The following is a 19,352-nucleotide window of genomic DNA, read 5'->3' on the forward strand; positions in this document are numbered from 1 at the left end:
TACCTCCCAATAGTTTCGTTCACATTGCCGCTTCGGTGTTCTACTTGGTCTGGTTCATTGCTATTCCGAGAATCCTTACACCCGTCTGTTCCATGAGACCCTTCAGCTTGCGGAGCGCTTCGCGCTTCGTCCGGCCGTGTCTGGCGACAATGACCACCCCATCCGAGAGCGGGGCCAGAATCCGTGCATCGCTGTAATCGACCGCCTGCGGCGAATCCAGCAGAATCAGATCGAAGCTTGCCTTCAGCTCTGTAAGCAGCCCGGCCATCTTCTCGCTGCCGAGCAGATCCGGCGGACTGACTGTACTCACTCCGGCAGGGATTACCGCCAGATTCGCCAAGCTGCCGTATACCAGAACGTCCTTTGCTTCCTCGTAGCCGCTCAAGTAAGCTGCCAGCCCCTGGCTGCCTTCCACATCGAACACGCTATGCAGGCCGGGCTTCCGCAGGTTACAATCCACCACCGCCACCTTCTTGCCATCCTGTACGAAGGATACAGCCAGATTGGAGAGAATGGTGGTCTTGCCTTCGCCGCTCTCCGCTGAAGTGAAGAGCAGCACCTGTCCGCCTGGCCCCTTCAGCAAGCCGAGCTGGCGGATATACGTGCGCAGCGAGCGGAAGGATTCGGAGACATGCGATGACGGGTTTATGTCCGCGATTAGACTTCTATTCAGCCGTAACATATTTGCCCTCCCCTACTCTTGCCTTGTCATTGTTCGCACTGCCGAAATCGCGTTTGCGGATGGCTGGAATACTGGCAATGACCGGAAGGCCAAGCTCAAATTCCGCTTCCTTCTCGTTTCTCAGCGTACCGTTCAGCGTCTCCATCAGCAGGATAATCCCGACCGCTGCCATCAGTGACACCACGAAACTGATTAGAATATTCATGGTCACCCCGCCGTTGACCGGCAGAGGCTGGGCTGCAGGATCAGCCGGAGTCAGGAATGTTACATTATCCAGGTTCATCAGTGCCGGCAGGCTGCGGATGAAGGTCTGCGAAACCGCGTTTACAATCGTAGCTGCAGTGCCGTAATCCTTATCCTCCACGGTCAGATTAATCACCTGGCTTTTCTCCGAGGATTTGATCTGCAGCTTGGCAGCCAGTTGGCCCGCCGTCAGACCGAACTCGGGATGCTCCGCGATCACACTCTTCATAATGGTTGGCGACTTCATGATTTCCTTATAGCTCTCGATGAGGTTAAGACTGAAGTTAAGTGCGTTGAGATTATTGCTCTCGGGGACATTCACAACGTTGTTGACCAGTAGCTGTCCAGAGGCGGAGTAGACGGGTGCAACGAAGTTTTTACTGACGTAGAAGGTGGTGGCGCAGGAGATCAGTACAAATACCATGATTAACCATAATTTTTTCTTTATCAGGTTAATGTAATCCAGAATCGTCTTTTCCACAGTAACCCTCCTTCCGCTTATGTTCGTTTTGAAAGCAATCATGAAAGTTTCAGATGTCTTGCTTTTATTCTAACAACGCGCAGGATTTATCACATGCCCCCTAGCATCACTTTACACTTCACTTTCGAGTGACTGTGTTTGGTCCGCCAGAGGGGGTGGATGGTATACTTTAGTACCATATCCATGGAAAATGCTAACACCAGCAGTGAGCCAAGATTACCCAGCCGGGTGAAGGATGCCGGCGCACCTTCGTGTCAGCACTCCGCGCCAGCATAATGTATGCTGTTTTTCACATACATTCGGGCCGTGGGCCCGCTTGCGAGCATAATGTGTGCTGTTTTTGGCATACATCCGGCCTGCACCGGTAATCTCCCCCTTCTTTGATTTCCCTGAACGCAAAAAAACACGGACAACGTGGTCCGTGCTCCGTCCCCGATCATTCACAGGGATGATTATTAATCGTATGACATCTCATATTTGGTAAGCCCGACAGCATTGGCGTATAAGGCCGCCTGCGTCCGGTCTGCCACCTGCAGCTTCGCCAGAATCTGGCTGACATGCTTCTTGACGGTGAATTCGCTGATGAACAGGCGTGAAGCAATCTCGCGGTTGCAGGCCCCCTGTCCCAGCTCAATCAGAACTTCCTTCTCTTTGGGTGTAAGCTCATCGGTCGGACTGCTGCCGCTCATGCGCATCTTATCTTCCATCAGCCCGGGATCGTAATACTTCCTGCCCTTGTGGACCAGTTGAATGGCAAACAGCAATTCCTCCGGCAGAGCTTCCTTCAGTACATAACCGTCTACCAGCACTTCCTCCGCCTTCAGGAAATCTTCCCGGCTGGCTGAGGATGTTAGCAGGATGAACTTGCATGAGAATCCGCGCACGCGGGCTTCCTTGATAATATCCAGGCCCGATTCATCGGCAAGCTTCAGATCAATCAGCACAAGATCAGGCTGTATCTCCTCAATCACGAGAAGAGCTTCTTGGCCATTCGTTGCTTCGCCGGCAAACTGCAGATTGGACTGCATCGATATCACAGATGCCAATCCTCTTCTCACCAAAGGGTGATCATCAACAATGACGATTTTCACTTGAACGACCTCCTGCCTAAAGTTTATGCATTTTTCAGTTCAGCCACACCGACAGGTATAGAGATTAAAATTCTGGTTCCAGCGTTCTCACTGCTGGTTAACTGGAAATCGCCTCCAAGGGACTGTGCCAGATATTGCATATTCTTCATTCCCAGTCCGCCTGAGTGCTCATCAGGTTCGTTCCAGCTTAGATCTGCATCGAAACCGACGCCATCGTCGATAATCGATAGTCTAATCCATTTCGGCTTAAGCGACAGTTCTACATCCACCCGGCTGGCAGCACCATGTCTTATGGCGTTGCCGGTCGCTTCGGAGATAATCCGGAAGAGTGCCTTGTGGTAAGGATAAGGGAGACTGAAATCATCCCCCGTTATTTTCAGTTCAATCTCAACATCATTAAGCCGGGAGAGGCTTTTCAGATGCGAGCGCACCATCCCAAGCCAGCTCGGGCCGCCGCTCTTCTTGGAGCTGAGGCTGTAGATGGTAATCCGCAGCTCCTTGGCTACCTTGGTGGCTGAATCATGGATAAGCTCAATCTGCTCCTCCAGCTCCCGCTCAGACATTTTGCGCCAGGTCTGCTTCAGGGAGTGGGTCGCATAGACGATTCCGAAAAGACTCTGGGAGACACTGTCGTGCATCTCATCGGCTATCCGGTTCTGCTCGTTCGTGATGATCAGCCGGTTCTCGATCACGCCCAGCTCGTGGCGCTCAAGAATAATCGCACTCAGCTCCGACAGGAACATCAGTTGCTGGATGTACCACCGGCGGCCCTCCAGCCCTTCCGAGGCTTCCAGCTTCACGCCAATCATTCCGACGAACCGGGTGCTCATTCTTACCGGCATCAGCAGGAAGTCGCCGATCCCCGGCATACTCTTGAATACCGGTTCACGCTGCAGCCTCCATTCATGCTCGTGCTTCTCAAGCTCCATGAACAGAAAGCGCTCCTCCTCATGCTGCCATCCCGTCTGGCGGCTCTGCGGAGCAGGCTCACCGCTTTTTTTGGCGAACCAGAACAGTGCCTTCTCCAGCTTGGTAAGCTTGACCACATAGTCGGTAATGACTTGGCCAATATTCATGAAGTCATGCTGGCTTGATGTTTCCACGATGTGATAAAGCGATTTGATATGCTCCATGGTATCGTTGGTCCGCGCGTTCGCTTCCTCCCGCTGCCGCTTTATCCCCTTAACCATCTGCATAACTATAACCGCGAGAGCCAGGGCTAGAAACAGGTTACCATTGGCAAGCATAGTTTCAGCAATCGTAAGACCCGGAGAACCGGCATCCATGTAGCCCGATACCGCCACCATGGCAATATAACCCAGGATCAGACTCCAGGCACAATACAAAGAGAGCGCACCCGCCGCAAACAGCACCGGATTCAGTACATATAGCTTAAAAGGACTATCGTATCCTCCAGTAAATAACATCAACACCGCAATGAGTGCCGTCTCCATACTGACCATCAGCATTAGAGTACGGGCTTTTGCATGGAACCTCCGGTAATAATACGGGAATAGTTGGGCAAATAAGAATAGCACAATGATTAGTAGGGATTTGTATATTACGGAAGGCCCCGCAGGAACCATGAGGTACATAAACGATGTGAGGGACAAAGAAAAGATTCTGAAAAAGGCGATCGTACGGTCTTCGACTGTTAATTTAATGTTCATCCCACCACCCTATTCTCCAGTTTGTGGAAAATTCGAGTTTATTCTAAGCTATGTTTAAAAGCATCATACATGAGAAAAATCACAATAACAAGTTTCGATTTCTAATGATAGCGTTTACTTTGAAAATAAAATGGGTATAATTATTCTTTTTTCATGAAAAATTAAACAATTCTATCCATCTCCTCAAATGATAGCGTATGCAAAATTATCCAGTCCGGCTCCGGGCATGACAAAGAGCCTCTCCCTCCAGGGACAAGCTCTTCAAAAGAGAAGTCTTCGGTTATCCGGTGAGTACACCCGGCACAGTCTATTCAGTCACCGCCGTCACAGCTTGCTCCAGCTTGGCATTATTACATATACAAATTTGATAGCGCTGTTCGCCAACGATATGATACCCGGTGGACAAAATACGCAAGGTATGATTAGGTCCTACCACCTTATGGAGACTGCGGCAACTGATGCAGTAATACTCTCTCAATAGTCTCATCTCCGGCATAGTCTAGAAGAACTATTCTAGAACTGCTAATATTATCTAGAGCATATCACTGTTTTTTTCTGTGTGTCAACAAAAATCTGCAAAAAACGACATTATCCTGAGACTATTTTAAGATAAAAAGTAGAATTATGTCGTTTAATATGTCACAGATGATTCCGGCAGGTCTGCGGGGAGAGGCCCATATATTTCTTGAATAGCCTTGAAAAATAAAAACTATCCCTATAATGAAGCATTCCCGCTATCTCCTGCACCTGCAGGGAGGTATTCAGCAGCAAATGCTTGGCCTCGGCCATCTTCAGCCTGTGGATATATTCATGCAGCGGGTACCCGCTGCTCCGCCGCACGGTGCGGCGGAGTGTAGACATGGACAGGTGCAGGCGCTCGGCCATCCCCGGCAGATCGGGCTGCTCATAAATGCAGGCATTCAGCGCCTCCCGGATCAGCGGCATGGCTTCCTGCTGCCACGGGCGGCGGCTGCCCTGGAGCTGCAGCGAGCATTCCAGCAGCATCTCCTCCAGCAGCAGCGCAGCCCGGTCCGCATCACCGGGAACATCTCCGGCCATGTACGCCAGAACCTTTTCAAAGGACGCTTTCAGCCCTTCCGCCTTATCCCCCCGGGTTACCTCTCCACCCGCAATCATTCCCGCTTCCAGCCATTCTGTGACACGGCTTCCGCTGAAATTAATATAGTATTCATCCCAATACCCGCCTGGGGGCGGTCCGAAGCTGTAGCTATAACCGGGTCTGAAAAAAAACAGGCTTCCCTCATGGACCTGCTGCTCTGGTCCTCCGTTCTCCGTATAAGTTCCGGCTCCTGCGACTATATATACAAGTGCCCAGTGTTCAAAGGTGACACCCGAACGAAACAGCGTTCTTCCCGGCAGATGGCCGGCTTGCCCGACACGAATCGACTTCAGGCGCAGCCTGGCGGCCTCCACCTTCGGATCAATAATTCTTATAGGATACGGGCTGATCATATAATCCATGAGCTTGGGCATACATTGCATTCCTCCATGTGTTCAGGAGTGATATGTTGATAATGAAGATGATCATATTCTACATGAATAAGAGGTGTCCACGCTATGTCTGATGTTGTTCACTTACAGCTTTTTCCCCGGCCGCAGAAGATCACGGTATCCGCAGGACAGTTCCCCCTTCCTTCCCGGGGCAGCATTGTGCTGGCCGGTGAGGATCAGGTGTCTGCCCTTCCCGCAGCCCGCAGGCTTCAACAGACCGCTTCCGAGGTGGTCCGTCTCAGTCTGCCTCTGTCCATAGGGCAGCGGGCTGCCACAGTTCCGGCTTGCACCTTCCGCTATAACGCACTGCTTGCAGAAGGAGCCTACGAGCTGCACATTAACGAAAAAGGTCTCATTGCCGCTTACGGTTCTCCGCAAGGCGCTTATTATGCAGCGGCGACGCTGAAGCAGCTCCTGCAGCAGTGCGGCCGGACGCTGCCTTATCTGCATATCTGCGATCAGCCTGATTTCGCGGCCAGAGGACTCATGCTTGATATCAGCCGCAACAAAATCCCCACGCTGGATACCCTGTACCGGATCATTGATCTCATGGCGGACCTCAAGCTGAATCAGCTGCAGCTATATATAGAAGGAGCTCCGTTTGCTTACGAGTCCTTCCCGCAGGTATGGGAGCTGGAAACTCCGCTCACCGGCGATGAAATCCTGCTGCTGGATGCCTACTGCCGCGAGCGGTATATTGAGCTGGTGCCTAATCAAAATAGCTTCGGCCATATGGAAGGCTGGCTAACCCGGCCGGAGTTCAACCATCTGGCAGAGATCCCCGCAGGCTTCATGCTCCCGGATCAGATGTATGATCGCGATTTATACCCAGAAGGATTATTTATGCATCCCGGAACCTTCCATACAGAGGACCCTGAGGTATTGCAGCTCCTGGGCACGATGTACGATGACCTCCTTCCCTACTTCAGCTCAGAGATGTTCAATGTCGGCTGTGATGAGACTTATGAACTGGGACTTGGTGCAAGCCAGGCACTGGCGGAGTCTTCCGGCAAAGGCGAGCTGTATCTCTCCTTCCTGCAGAAGATTCACGGACTGGTCAAACAGCGCGGCAAAACCATGCAATTCTGGGGCGATATCATCATCCAGCATCCCGAGCTGATCCCACGGCTGCCGAAGGATATCATCGCCATGGAGTGGGGATACAGCGCGGCTCATCCTTTTGAAGCGGATACCCGCAAATTCAAGGAGGCAGGCATCCCGTTCTATGTCTGCCCGGGAACCAGTTCCTGGAACTCGCTCACCGGCAGGACCGACAACATGCTCGCCAATCTGCGCAGCGCTGCGGTGCATGGCAAGAGAAACGGCGCTGTCGGCTACCTGATTACCGACTGGGGAGATTTCGGCCACTGGCAGCATCTGCCGGTCAGCTATGCCGGATTCGCCTACGGGGCAGCGCTTGCCTGGAATGTAGAGGGGAATCTGGAGGCGGATGTGGCGCATTATCTGAACACGGCAGTCTTCCAAGACCGCTCAGGAACCATCGGGCAATTGCTGCTGGATCTGGGCAACTACTACAAGCTGGAGTCGGGCACGGTCCGCCCGAATGACACGGAGATGTCTATGCTGCTGCGCAGCCATCTGGAGCATGTGCAGCTGGCTGTGAAGCTGCCTGTAGAACAGCTCGACCAGCTGGAGCAATACATTCTTGCCCTTGAAGCCAGGCTTGAGCAGCCCGTTCTGGAATGCAGCGACGCCGGATTGGTCATAGAAGAACTGCGCAGCGGCATTCACTTCGTGAAGCATGCCGTGCAGCTTACCCGGCTTAAGCAGCAGCTCGCCGCCGCCGATTCGCAGCCCCAGGCAGCGCAGGTACAGGCGCTGATCCATGATCTGGATCTGCTGCTCCACCAGTACCGCCAGCTCTGGACCCGGCGCAACCGGCCGGGCGGCCTGGAGCGCAGTGTCTCGAAGCTGGTCCGCCTGCGCGGGGAATATACCGCACTTGCCGCCAAGCTGGATGCAGAGGCAGTTAGGTAGATTACACTACGGAAGAACACACTACAAGTGGAAACGGCTTTGCCGTCCTTTTAAAGGACGGTACCGTTTCAGCGAGAAATAGAAGGATAATTTATTGTGTGCAACATATAAATTCTTATATTTGAACGTACAATAGAAACCTCTCCTTTGAAATGGTTGTGCAGAAGCTCCATTTCCCAAAGGGAGTTTTTTTTGTGATATAGAAAGATTTTGAAAGAATGTTTTTCCGCATACATTCGGGCCACACGCCTCCGTCAGGCCCAATATGGTCGGTTTTTCGATTACATTGGGACCACACGCCTCCGTCAGGCTCAATATGGTCGGTTTTTCGATTACATTTGGCCTACGTGCTGCCCCCGGGTCCCATTGTGGTCGGTTTTTCGATTACATTTGCTCCACGCGACTCCGTCACGCCCAATGTGGTCGGTTTTTCGATTACATTCAGCCTACGCGCTGCCCCCGGTCCCATTGTGGTCGGTTTTTCGATTACATTTGCTCCACGCGACTCCGTCAGGCCCAATATGGTCGGTTTTTCGATTACATTCGGGCCACACGCCTCCGTCAGGCTCAATATGGTCGGTTTTCCGATTACATTTGGCCTACGCGCCGCCCCCGGTCCCATTGTGGTCGGTTTTTCGATTACATTCGGGCCACACGCCTCCGTCAGGTCCAATATGGTCGGTTTTTCGATTACATTGGGAACACACGCCTCCGTCAGGCTCAATATGGTCGATTTTTCGATTACATTCAGCCTACGTGCTGCCCCCGGGTCCCATTGTGGTCGGTTTAATACGCATACATTTACCTTCAACCGGTGAAATCAGGTACACTCCTGCTCCTCCCGGCGATCCTGCGCCGCACAGCAACAAAATTTGGATTGAAATAGGTCATTCGCAGGATTATAATGTGATCATATAACCACTTTTTACCTAATATTTTAAATAAAATACATAATTGACAGGAGATAAGCCTATGGATTGGCTTCATGCTTATGAGGACGAGCTCCGTGTGGTCTTTGAGGAGAACCGCAGGGTGATCTCTGCGTTTCCAGAGCCGCTTAATGCCCGCGGCCTGTCGTATCTCAATCAGTTCAACGTGTTCCACCCGGACAGCCACAAGAATTACATCTGTTACCTGCTGCCCTTCTGGCTCCAGGACCCTTGTGGCCTGAGTCCTGAAGTGGCCCGCAGGATGTCCGCAGGTAACATCTTCCTCATGCTCTACTTCTTCCTCCAGGATGATCTGATGGACAGCCCGGAGGCCTCGGCTGCGGAAGCGCTGCCACTTGCCAATCTGCTCTATGTCGAGTTTCTGGCTACCTACCTTCCGCTGTTCCCGGCGGACTCTCCCTTCTGGCCCTGCTTCAGCCGTTACATCAGCGAGTGGGCAGACAGCGTGAGCGGTGAAGCCGGCAGCGATTACTTCCTGAATGACCGCATCCGTATCTCCCATAAGGCCAGCCCGCTTAAGCTCAGCAGCACGGCCGCGCTGCTCCTCTCCGGCCAGTCCTCCTCCATTCCCGAGGCCGAAGAGATGATTCACACTGTGCTGTTGACCCTGCAGCTGCTTGACGACTATGAAGATTGGGAACAGGATCTGGAGGACAGCAGCTATAACTGCCTGTTGTCACTGGTACGCTCCAGTACCGGGATGGCCGCAGGAGAACCACTGACCGAATCAACAGTGAAGGACTTCATCTATGTAGCAGGCGGACTTACCGGATATGCTGCGACTGCCCAAGCCAACCAACTCATCCTGGAGGAGGCCAGCTTACAGCTGCCCTTGCTGGTGTCCTTCCATCTCGTGCTCGTGCAGAACCTGCAGCAAATCGCCGCAGCCATTGAAGCGCAGAAGCAATTGCTGCTGGGCGGGGGGCTGGATTACTGGCTGTCTTCGCACTCGAATCTCTCATAATTTATGCAAATAGCAATAGAATTATAGAATGGCCTATGCTATACTAAAAAGGCAATTATAACCATTTTGAAAGGGTGATTGTATTGTCAGTAGGAGTTCTTAAGAATCAGGTGATTCAGAAGGCGTGGGAAGATCCGGCTTTCAAACAAAGACTGCTTGCAGATCCGAAGGCAGCGCTCCAGGAAGCGCTGGGCATCAACCTTCCTGACAACATTACACTGAAGACCGTAGAGGAAGGCTCTAATGAATTCTACCTGGTCATTCCCCCAAGCCCTTCTTCCGATGTAATGAAGACACGTATCACCCCAATGGGAACCTGGTAGCATATTCAAGTCAACCTATTATCTTATCGGGAGTTGGAATCGTCCGGCCCTTCTGCACGCGGCAGAATGGTGATGGACTCGGTTCCGGCTCCTTTTTTGCTCATAAAACGAATTTCTCCCTCCATCGCTTCAATAATACGGAAGGTAACCATCAGCCCGAGCCCCGTGCCCTTCGTCTTGTTAGAGGAGAAATACGGCTCGCCCAGACGGCTAAGCACAGCCGGTTCCATACCTGCCCCGTTATCCTTAATATGAATATGTATTTTATCCCCCCGGCTGTATGCCAGCAGTTGAATCGTGCCTTCCTCCCCCAGGGATTCAATGCTGTTCTTGATGATATTAATCATCGCCTGCTTGAACTTCGAGGAATTCCCTTTGACCCGCAGACCGTCTTCCACCTCCAGAATCATTTTGCCCCCGTTCAAATGGCATAAAGGCAGCAGGATGCTCTGGATATGCAAGAACTCTTCATTCACATAGAGCAGGGAGACCTGTTCAAATTCGGGCTTGGCAAAGGTCAGAAAATCGGTGATAATACTCGCCGCCCGGTCCAGCTCACTGAGCGCCATGGACAGGTATTTCTGCTCGTCCCCGCTCGACTTCTCGCTGAGCAGCTGGAGGAACCCCCGGGTCACCTGGAGCGGGTTACGTACCTCATGGGCTACCGATGCTGCCAATTCGCTGATAATCTCCATTTTCTCTGAACGCTGCAGTTCGTTGTTGAACAGCTCCAGCTCCTGCGAATATTTCACCACTTGGCTGTGGTTCTGCGCCAGCCGCCGTCCCAGAATCACAATCAGCGAGAGAATAAACACAACCAGCGCCCACTTCCAGTAGAAGAGATCATAATTTCCGCGTTTGAAATAATACCACATCAGCTCCAACACCCCGGTAAGGGCAGCCGTACCGAAGCCGCAGGCGAAGATGATCGCATCCTTATTGCGCTTCAGGGAGAACACGATGACGCAGCCGATCAGCAGAATGAATTGAAGAATCATAATAATTCCGACAATGTTGGTGGAGATGAAGTAGTAGAATTTCAAATACTGGCCCCCGGAGAGTGCATTTATAATGAGGAGGACACAGCAAAATAAGGAATAGACCATCTGGAATTTGCGGAACCTGCGGATGATGCCGTATTTGCCCGCGCCGAAAATTTTCTCGAACAGGAAGGTCAGTGCGGGTAACAGGGACAACAGCGCCACATCGAACAAAAATACACTGAGCCCGCCCAAATAGCTGTAGAAGGTATACGTGAAGGGAGAGTAGGTTACAGACAGCACACCGGTAGAGGCGATAACAACAGACAGCGAAGCCGTCACGGGGAAATACTCCTTGTTCAGGAAAAATGCGCACACAAACAGCACCGCCGCCACGAAGATAAAAGCGCCGCCCAGAATCACATCTATGAGTCCGTTTTTGATATAGTCCTTGATTAGAAGACTGTGCTCACCGAGTATCACCTGCTCTTTGATTCCGATCCGGTCCTGGAGCGTCTGCGTCCAGATATAGAGCGTCTTTCCGTTATCCCGCATGTCCAGAGGCACAAGCAAGGAATAATTATCCATAATGAAGCCGCGGTCTCCTTCAAAAACCAGCCGGTCCTCCACATACACCTTCACATGCAGCGCATAAATCGTCTGAATATAGACGGAGGGGGACACGTAATGATAGGAGGGCAAAGTAATCTTGGTCCAGGCGGAGGATACCCCGGTAGGCTTGCGCGGCATCTCCGCCTTCGCCTCCACGTCAATCCACCCCTGGTCATCCTTTACAGGAGCCTGGAGTCCGCCATCATCCGGCCCCTCCTGCCACTTCATCTGCCAATGTCTGATCTCACTGGCGGGGGAAGCGCTCTGCGCGGACACCAGGAGGCTTCCGCAGGTTAGGCACAGCAAGAACAATACTAACGCTGTATGTAAACTTTTGACCATCAAAGACATGCAAGCACCTCAGAGGAAAGTTTTAGAAGCAAAGTTCTGTAGTGTTAATATTTCGCCCCATGCTCTGCCCATCCCTTCAAAAAAACGGAATAAACAAAAAAAATTTCTAATTCATGCTGGAGGCCGGCAATTTAATAAGCACCTCGGTTCCTTCGCCCTTGCGGCTGTGGAACTCAATCGTGCCGTTCATCGCTTCAATAATACGGAAGGTGACCATGAGGCCGAGCCCCGTCCCCTTGGTCTTATTGGAGTAATACGGCTCGCCCAGACGGGCCAGTTCGCTAACCTTCATTCCCTCGCCGTTATCCTTCACGCTGATGATTACCCAGTTGCCTGTCCTCCAGGCTGTTACTACAATCTCCCCTTCCTCCTGCAGTGATTCAATGCTGTTCTTGATCAGATTAATGAACGCCTGTTTGAATTTGGCCGGGCTGCCCGTCACTTGAAGCTCCTGCTGCAGACGCAGCTCTATCGAACCGCCCTGCAGATTAGCCAGCGGCAGCAGGATTCCCGACACATGCTTCAGCTCCCCCGAGACTTCAAATACATCCACGATATCCAAGCCCGGCTTCGCAAAGGTAAGGAAATCAGTAATGATTACCGAGGCCCGGTCCAGCTCTCCCACAGCCATCTTCAGATATTCCTTCTCCTTGTTGCCGGAGCGCTCCCCCAGAATCTGCAGGAACCCGCGTGTGACCTGGAGCGGATTACGCACCTCATGGGCTACCGAGGCGGCCAGCTCACTGATAATCTCCATTTTCTCCGAACGCTGCAGCTCATTATTGAACTTCTCCAGCTCCCTGGCGTATTCCAGCGCCTTCTCATGGCTTCCCGCAAACCGTTTCCCCAGAATAGCAATCAGGGAAAGAATGAATACCACCATGCCCCATTTCCACCAGTACAGATGATACCTCTCCATTGAAATGAAGTAACGCAGCAGCTCCGCCACCGAGACCACGGCAAATATAGAGAAGCCGCCCGTGAACAGGATGGCATCTGAATTGCCTCTGCGGGCATAAGAAAATGCCAGATACAGCAGGTAGATAAGCTGGGCCATCATTAGTACACCGGTTGCGTTAATAGTCAGAATAGAATACAGCACATCCAGCCGGAAGGATACTGCGGCATTCAGAATAAGCGCTGCGGTACAGAACAGGGAATAGGCCAGCTGAAATTTACGCACCCGGGTAGTGAAGCCCCGCTTGCCCGGTCCGAATAGCTGCTCAAAATAAAGCGTGAACGCCGGCATAATGGTGAACAGGGCCAAATCGAAGCTGATCTGCCTCAGACGATCCCCCCGGCTTAGAATCAGCGTCAGAAACGGGGAGTACGTCAGCAGCAACACTCCAAAGGACAGGATGACAAGGGCCAGAAAAAAACCGCTGTAGAAAAATTCGGGCTTAAGGAACAGCAGGCAGATCAATAACGCTCCGGCCATGAAGATCATGGCGGCTCCGAGCACAACGTCCACCAGATCCTGCTTCACATAAAAGGACAGCAGCTGATTATAGCTGCCAACCCTTATGTGCCCCTCGATTCCAAACTCCCCGCTGCCCGCATTCCACAGATAGAGCGGCTTTGCACTGTCTTGTGCCGGTAATGGAATCAGCACCTTGTTGCCGCTATATTCCACATCCCCGCTGGAATCGTAGATTAGCCGGTTGTCTATATATGCTTTCAGGTTGTCGCCAAATACTCTATCGATCAGAATAGCGGGAGTTGCTCCCGCAGGAGGCAAGGTAATCCGCATCCAGGCGGAAGCGGTACCTGTTGGCGAAAGGGGCCTGGCCTCCCTGGCCCGCACCCATGTCCATCCGGCGGCTGGCCCTGCCATTACAGCTTCTATGCCGCTATTCCCGGCCGTTTCCCACTTCAGCTCCCAGGCCGGAATTTCCGCTTCGGTATGTGCATCCCATTCTATGGCGATCCCCGCCGGAATGATGGTTATTACAAGCAGCAGCATAATAAAGACTGCGGCTGTTTTGGTTGATGCTAACTTCATTGTGGCACCTCAGTGAATCCTTAGTTGTATTTATATAGTCCATATGATTCTTATTTTCGACAACGTTTGCACAATACCTGCCATCAGACTGCAAATAACCTCGAAACGGCTCGGTTAATTCATCTATTCCGGTTATTCTGCCGGAGAAATGAATATATTAATCAGATGGGCAGCCTGGATGCCGGGCAGATTCGCCGCCGCTTAAACGGGTATAGTTGTACTATAAGATGAAGAAGACTTACAACAAGGGAAAAGGGAGCTGATTCACGATGGGTAACGAATTCAATAAGACGGAAGCCGACTTTGCATATGAGCGCTATACCAAAATGGGCGGTGTCTCCCCAGAGCAGGATATCCCGCTGGAAGAATTGCGTCCGCTTGGCACGATTACTGAGCCAAGCCCCAGTGAGGAAACTGCAGGCGCCGGGAACCGCCCGCTGGAATCTGCACTGGCCAGTCATGACCCTGCTCACTTCACACCGATCGATTTCGACGGTGTAGTGGATGACGGCTCGGATCCGGCGCTGGAGAGCGATCCTATTCTGGCAGCCGATATCGGCCTGAATGTGCCGGACGCCGGGCTTGGACCGCGCGCAGACCGCCCCGCTCCCTCTTCCGCCACCCCCGGTCCGCAGCGGGATGAGCTGCTGGAGTCGGATGCTATATACACGGCCGGTGCAGCCGGATTAACCGGCAGCGTCATTGATTATGCGGATACGGAGGAAGAGGTGACCGAAGAAGCGGAAGCCGCTCCGCTGGAGGATGTCCCAGATGCGGATGAGCTGGTTCCCGGAAGCAGCATTGACCCGGTCTCCCCCGACCCTGATGCCATGCCCGGAACCGATGTGCTGAACGGCTCGAACGGTGACGAGTAGACACGGCTAAGCGGTCCTGCCGGGGCGTTCACCCAAGGTCCAGGTTCATATTGACTTTTGGAGACAATCGGCATACGATAGTTTCATTCGATTACGGCGATGGAGTTCGCCATAACCGCCCTTCGGGGCTAATGACTCCTACCAGTGGTTAACTACGCTGGTAGGAGTCTGTTTTGATTTCAGGGCAGTATTTATTTCGGGTAGGGGAGCGTTAGCCATAATGAAGAGGAAGTATGAACGGTGGGCAGCACTTGCAGCGCGCCAGAGCCAGCTTGCGCTCTGGAGTACATTCGTCAAATGGGTGATTCTGGGGGGACTGGTCGGGCTGCTGGCAGGAAGTGCCTCGGCCTTGTTCCTGGCCAGTCTGAACGCAGTCACCCAGGTAAGGCTGGAGCATGCCTGGCTGCTCTTCCTGCTTCCGGCGGGAGGCGCGCTCGTCAGCGGAATGTATATGCGCTACGGCAAGAGCAGCCTGAAGGGTAACAATCTGATCCTGGAGCAGATCCGCCAGGGCAATGAAGCGATTCCGCTGCGCATGGCCCCGCTGGTCCTTGGCGGGACGCTGATTACCCATCTCTTCGGCGGCTCGGCCGGACGCGAAGGCACGGCTGTGCAGATGGGCGGCAGTCTGGCCGACGCACTCGGACGCTGGCTCAGAATCGGTCCGCTGGACCGCCGAATCCTGCTGATGTGCGGCATCAGCGGCGGCTTCGGCTCCATCTTCGGCACTCCGCTGGCCGGAACGGTGTTCGGCCTGGAGGTCATCGCCATCGGGCTGATCAGCCATAAGGCGCTGCTGCCCTGTTTTGCCGCCAGCTTCACCGGTGATCTGGTAGCCTCCCGCTTGTGGGGCGTTCACCATATCCATTATCAGGTAGATGTCTTCCCCGCTATGGATGCGCTGGTGCTGGTCAAGGTTATATTCGCCTCCATCCTCTTCGGCCTGTGCAGCCTGCTGTTCAGTGAGCTTACCCATTATCTGAAGCGGACCTTCACCGCCATAATCCGTAATCCTATGCTCAAAAGCGCCGCCGGCGGGCTGATCATTATCGCCCTGGTCTACATAGCCGGTTCCCGGGACTATCTGGGGCTGGGCCTTCCGCTGATCAGCAGCTCCTTCGAAGACGGCGTATCGCCCTTCGCCTTTCTGTGGAAGCTGATCTTCACCGCCTTCACCCTGGGGACCGGCTTCCAGGGCGGCGAAGTGACGCCGCTATTCGCGATTGGAGCTTCCTTGGGGAGCAGCCTGGCCGGAGTGCTTCATCTATATGGGCCTTTCCTGGCTTCACTTGGCTTCATCGCTGTCTTCTGCGGAGCAACCAATACACCGCTTGCCTGCTTCATAATGGGCATCGAGCTGTTCGGCTCCGGCGGAGCGGTCTATATGTTCATCGCCTGCATCATCAGTTATCTGTTCTCCGGGCACAGCGGCATCTACAGCTCCCAGCTTATCGGCATCTCCAAAAGCGCCTTACTGCCGGTTCCCGAAGGAACGACGCTCGCTTCCGCCAAGGAGCAGCCCGCACCAAAGTAGCGGAATCCGGCAGGACGCGGAAGCAGGCTTTGCCAGAAGCAGGACAAAGAAGGTATGATACAGAGGTGAATGCACCAGATTATTTAAGGACAAAAGGACAAAAGGAGAGATTCTGAAGTGAAGTCTATCACAAGAAAACCCGTCATCCTGCTTGCGGTGATGTGCCTGATGCTCGTCATTCTGGCGGGCTGCGGCAATAAGCCAGTGAATAATAATGCCGCCGGTAATGGTAACAGCAGCTCCGGAGCAGGCAGTGAGGCTACAGCAGCACCGCAGGAGAGCGCCGCCGCTACAGAAGGCGTGCCTTCAGCCACAGCCAGCCATCCGGTGGTTACGATCGAGATGGATAACGGCGCTGTTATTAAGGCCGAGCTGTATCCCGAGGTTGCCCCCAATACGGTCAACAACTTCATTTCATTGATTCAGAAGGGCTTCTATGACGGAACCATCTTCCACCGGGTCATTCCGGGCTTCATGATCCAGGGCGGGGACCCGGATGGCACAGGAATGGGCGGACCGGACTACAGCATTGCCGGAGAATTCAATAACAACGGCTTCACCAACAATCTGTTGCATACAGAAGGTGTGCTGTCCATGGCGAGAAGCAAGGATATGAACTCTGCAGGCTCCCAGTTCTTCATTATGGCCGCTGCTTATCCAAGCCTGGACGGCGAATACGCCGCCTTCGGCAAGGTTACCGAAGGACTGGATGCGGTCCAGGCCATCGTCAGTCTGCCCCGTGGCAAGAATGACCGTCCGGATCAGCCGCCGGTCATGAAGAAGGTCACCGTTGATACCCTTGGGGTTACTTATCCCGAGCCGCAAAAAGCACAATAAGCAGCCTACAGGCCGGTTGCACAGACTAGTCTTGCTCCAAAATCCATGCAAAAGAGCCATCCTCCATAACCGGAGAATGGCTCTTCTTCGCATCCTGCGTATACTCGAAGCATGCAGCTTCTTATTGGAAGTGGGTGTGCTTCGTTCTCCACTGCTCCAGCTTAATAACCACCCAGAAGCCGTAGATCCCAATCGTAATCACCGTCAGCAGGAACCACTTGATCCATTGTCCGAACAGGCTGACGGCTGTACCGTCGAACCGCAGGCGCTGCCCTTCCACCACGGTATGCTCGACCTTCCAGCGGTAGAGCATGACCACAGACCAGGGATAGCAGATGCCGAAGGTACAGACCGTAACCAGCCAGCCAGCGAGGCACCACCCAATGTACTCAATAAGCTTCCCGTCAAAATAAGATTCCCTGCTTCCATAATTCATCGCTGCCGTATTCATGTGCAGTGCTCCCATGGGTCTCCGCCTTTCATTCATGCAAAATTATTCCTGGTTCTATTTTCCTTATTATCCATGGTGAGCACTGCTACATTTCTCACAATTCTATCCCCATCAGGCCCAGTATTGATCTGGCCGGTATTCGATTTCGGACTGCACGGCTATCGTTAAGCGCCCGGAGTCCGCATCATAGGTTACAGGCTGATCTCCAACGTAGTACCAATGCTTGATGACCGGCCCGTCCGCAGGCTCCTCGAAGCGGAATACATTAAGCTCCGCCTTCAGCTCCACCACCGCAGCGCCCTTATCTGCAGCCACATCCGTCAGAGTGATTAAGGTCAGCCCGCCCTGCTTATCGAAGGTATACCCTACTCCCTCCATGCTGTTCACAAGCATGCGTCCGGTTACGGAATGCTTCACCAGCACTCTCTCCTGTTCTGCCATTCAAGCTCCTCCTTCATGTCTGAATCCCGCCGCTCATTACGGCAGATCAATCACCATGACCAGTATATTCTCATCAGCCTTCAGCTCCAGCTGCGCTATGTCCTCGATTCTTGCCGAATCACCCGGCTTCAGCACATCATCCCCGTTCAGGGTAAGCTGCCCTTCAACCAGATATACAAAGCTGCGCCGCCCCGGCTCCTGCCGGAAATCCAGTTGCCCTCCCGCCTCGGCCTTCCCGAGATAAATGGTCATGTCCTGGGCTATACCGACAATTTCGTCAGAGGCTTCGGAGGCTACTACCGGAAGCAGCCTTCCTTCAAGCTTGGCCGGATCGAAGCGTCCGGTTGCATAAGAGGGAGCCGTCCCCCGGGCCTTGGGCATGAACCATAGCTGAAGCAGGCGGACCGGCTCACTGTCCGAAGGGTTATGCTCCGTATGAATCGCGCCGGTCCCTGCCGACATCCGCTGGATGCCGCCGAAGGACGTCTGCGCGACATTGCCGAGGTTGTCCTCATGACGAAGCACGCCGGACAGCACAATCGAGACAATCTCCATGTCACTGTGCGGATGGGCGCCGAAGCCTTTTCCCGGAGCGATCGTATCATCGTTACAGACGCGCATCGGCCCAAAGGCCGTATTGTCCGGATCATAGAAATCCCCGAAGGAGAATACATGACTGCCCTTCAGCCAGCCGTGATCGAACTGGTGCGCAGACGCAGCAGGATAGATTGTAATCAATGGAACCGCCTCCTGAGGTTTATTATGAAGTGGTCGATATCTGCAGTTCAGAAACGATGAACCATTTCTTGGACGCAGCATCCTTAAAATACACCTGGATCATGTAGTTCCCTTTGTCGGTAACCTTATAATTATACGCTGCCGATTTGAACCAGAAGCTGTCCTTCTTCTCTGTAATCGGCTGGTTATCCACAACATCCGTCTTGCCTGCCGGGTCTGTAATGGTGATTTTCAGATCGGAGATATCTGTTTTGAGATCATCCACCTGCACCAGGGCAGAGAAGGTATTGCTGGTGTCCATTCTGACTTTGCCGAAAATCTTGCCCGACTCATCCAGCAGCACCGTATTCACATTAGGCTTGTAGATCTTGACCGTCCCTGCTGAGTCGTCCACCGATACAATCGCCTGCATATTCTCGGAAAGCTGTTCCACAGGCACATAGACCCCGCCATCCGAGGATAGTGCAGACTGCTTAAGCAGCATATTATTTACATAGAATGAGAGATCTGTTTTGCCGGCAGCAGCATACAGCAGGCCTCCTCCCGAGACCATCATCAGGCACATTGTTGAAATCGCCAGCTTGCGCATCTTCCCCATTATTCCCGTCCCCCTCTAT

17 protein-coding genes and 1 riboswitch are annotated in these 19,352 nt (G+C 53.1%); of the genes, 6 read left to right on the top strand and 11 right to left on the bottom strand.

Annotated features, from left to right (window positions below; all coding sequences use genetic code 11):
- Nucleotides 1-40: 40 nt before the first annotated feature.
- From MKY64_RS22395 to MKY64_RS22415, 5 genes are all read right to left on the bottom strand, one after another.
- Nucleotides 41-682 (bottom strand): CpsD/CapB family tyrosine-protein kinase, encoded by a 642-nt coding sequence (locus MKY64_RS22395; protein WP_036723430.1) that lies wholly within the window; start codon nt 680-682, stop codon nt 41-43.
- The gene (locus MKY64_RS22400) at nt 666-1,406 is read right to left on the bottom strand and encodes a YveK family protein (RefSeq protein WP_209879404.1); all 741 of its coding nucleotides are present in this window, start codon (nt 1,404-1,406) and stop codon (nt 666-668) included. Before MKY64_RS22400 ends, MKY64_RS22395 begins: the two co-directional genes overlap by 17 nt.
- 455 nt (nt 1,407-1,861) lie before the next feature.
- Complete coding sequence (locus MKY64_RS22405) at nt 1,862-2,497, bottom strand: response regulator (protein ID WP_036693598.1); 636 nt, start codon at nt 2,495-2,497, stop codon at nt 1,862-1,864.
- Nucleotides 2,498-2,520: 23 nt separating this feature from the next.
- Nucleotides 2,521-3,966 carry a sensor histidine kinase gene (locus tag MKY64_RS22410; protein WP_339312933.1) on the bottom strand — a complete coding sequence of 482 codons (1,446 nt, stop codon included), beginning with the start codon at nt 3,964-3,966 and terminating at the stop codon, nt 2,521-2,523.
- Nucleotides 3,967-4,806: 840 nt separating this feature from the next.
- The gene (locus MKY64_RS22415) at nt 4,807-5,661 is read right to left on the bottom strand and encodes a helix-turn-helix transcriptional regulator (protein ID WP_339312932.1); all 855 of its coding nucleotides are present in this window, start codon (nt 5,659-5,661) and stop codon (nt 4,807-4,809) included.
- An 84-nt stretch (nt 5,662-5,745) separates the two neighbouring features.
- Here MKY64_RS22415 and MKY64_RS22420 point away from each other — a divergent pair, with 84 nt between their 5' ends.
- The 3 genes from MKY64_RS22420 to MKY64_RS22430 all read left to right on the top strand — a co-directional run bounded on the left by MKY64_RS22420 (nt 5,746) and on the right by MKY64_RS22430 (nt 9,914).
- Nucleotides 5,746-7,677 carry a beta-N-acetylhexosaminidase gene (locus MKY64_RS22420; protein WP_339312931.1) on the top strand — a complete coding sequence of 644 codons (1,932 nt, stop codon included), beginning with the start codon at nt 5,746-5,748 and terminating at the stop codon, nt 7,675-7,677.
- Between the two features lie 972 nt (nt 7,678-8,649).
- Nucleotides 8,650-9,591, top strand: coding sequence for a hypothetical protein (locus tag MKY64_RS22425; RefSeq protein ID WP_339312930.1), 942 nt, complete (start codon nt 8,650-8,652; stop codon nt 9,589-9,591).
- A gap of 74 nt (nt 9,592-9,665) precedes the next feature.
- On the top strand, nt 9,666-9,914 hold the full coding sequence (locus tag MKY64_RS22430; RefSeq protein ID WP_372238068.1) for an NHLP leader peptide family RiPP precursor: 249 nt from the start codon (nt 9,666-9,668) through the stop codon (nt 9,912-9,914).
- A 23-nt stretch (nt 9,915-9,937) separates the two neighbouring features.
- Here the strand turns inward: MKY64_RS22430 and MKY64_RS22435 are convergent, their stop codons facing one another.
- Nucleotides 9,938-11,782 carry an ATP-binding protein gene (locus MKY64_RS22435; RefSeq protein WP_340955791.1) on the bottom strand — a complete coding sequence of 615 codons (1,845 nt, stop codon included), beginning with the start codon at nt 11,780-11,782 and terminating at the stop codon, nt 9,938-9,940.
- 181 nt (nt 11,783-11,963) lie between these two features.
- Nucleotides 11,964-13,859: an ATP-binding protein gene (locus MKY64_RS22440; RefSeq protein WP_340955793.1), complete on the bottom strand. Its 1,896-nt coding sequence runs from the start codon at nt 13,857-13,859 to the stop codon at nt 11,964-11,966.
- Between the two features lie 269 nt (nt 13,860-14,128).
- Between MKY64_RS22440 and MKY64_RS22445 the strand changes: the two genes are divergently transcribed.
- The 3 genes from MKY64_RS22445 to MKY64_RS22455 all read left to right on the top strand — a co-directional run bounded on the left by MKY64_RS22445 (nt 14,129) and on the right by MKY64_RS22455 (nt 17,105).
- Complete coding sequence (locus MKY64_RS22445; RefSeq protein ID WP_340955796.1) at nt 14,129-14,734, top strand: hypothetical protein; 606 nt, start codon at nt 14,129-14,131, stop codon at nt 14,732-14,734.
- Between the two features lie 86 nt (nt 14,735-14,820).
- A riboswitch (Fluoride riboswitch) is annotated at nt 14,821-14,882 on the top strand.
- A gap of 72 nt (nt 14,883-14,954) precedes the next feature.
- Nucleotides 14,955-16,268, top strand: a complete 1,314-nt coding sequence (locus tag MKY64_RS22450) for a voltage-gated chloride channel family protein (RefSeq protein ID WP_340955798.1) — start codon at nt 14,955-14,957, stop codon at nt 16,266-16,268.
- Nucleotides 16,269-16,427: 159 nt separating this feature from the next.
- Complete coding sequence (locus MKY64_RS22455) at nt 16,428-17,105, top strand: peptidylprolyl isomerase (protein WP_340958152.1); 678 nt, start codon at nt 16,428-16,430, stop codon at nt 17,103-17,105.
- Between the two features lie 121 nt (nt 17,106-17,226).
- On the opposite strand, the gene MKY64_RS22460 is transcribed toward MKY64_RS22455, so the two are convergent.
- From MKY64_RS22460 to MKY64_RS22475, 4 genes are all read right to left on the bottom strand, one after another.
- On the bottom strand, nt 17,227-17,571 hold the full coding sequence (locus MKY64_RS22460) for a DUF898 family protein (RefSeq protein WP_036723447.1): 345 nt from the start codon (nt 17,569-17,571) through the stop codon (nt 17,227-17,229).
- A gap of 96 nt (nt 17,572-17,667) precedes the next feature.
- A complete protein-coding gene (locus MKY64_RS22465; protein ID WP_209877215.1) occupies nt 17,668-17,997 on the bottom strand; it encodes a hypothetical protein in 330 nt (109 codons plus the stop codon).
- Between the two features lie 36 nt (nt 17,998-18,033).
- Entirely contained in the window at nt 18,034-18,735 is a 702-nt protein-coding gene (locus MKY64_RS22470) for a pirin family protein (RefSeq protein ID WP_340955803.1), read from the bottom strand.
- Between the two features lie 22 nt (nt 18,736-18,757).
- Nucleotides 18,758-19,333, bottom strand: a complete 576-nt coding sequence (locus MKY64_RS22475; protein ID WP_036723452.1) for a hypothetical protein — start codon at nt 19,331-19,333, stop codon at nt 18,758-18,760.
- Nucleotides 19,334-19,352 lie beyond the last annotated feature (19 nt).

It is taken from the genome of Paenibacillus sp. FSL R7-0210 (assembly GCF_038009085.1).
GTDB lineage: Bacteria > Bacillota > Bacilli > Paenibacillales > Paenibacillaceae > Paenibacillus_AQ > Paenibacillus_AQ silagei.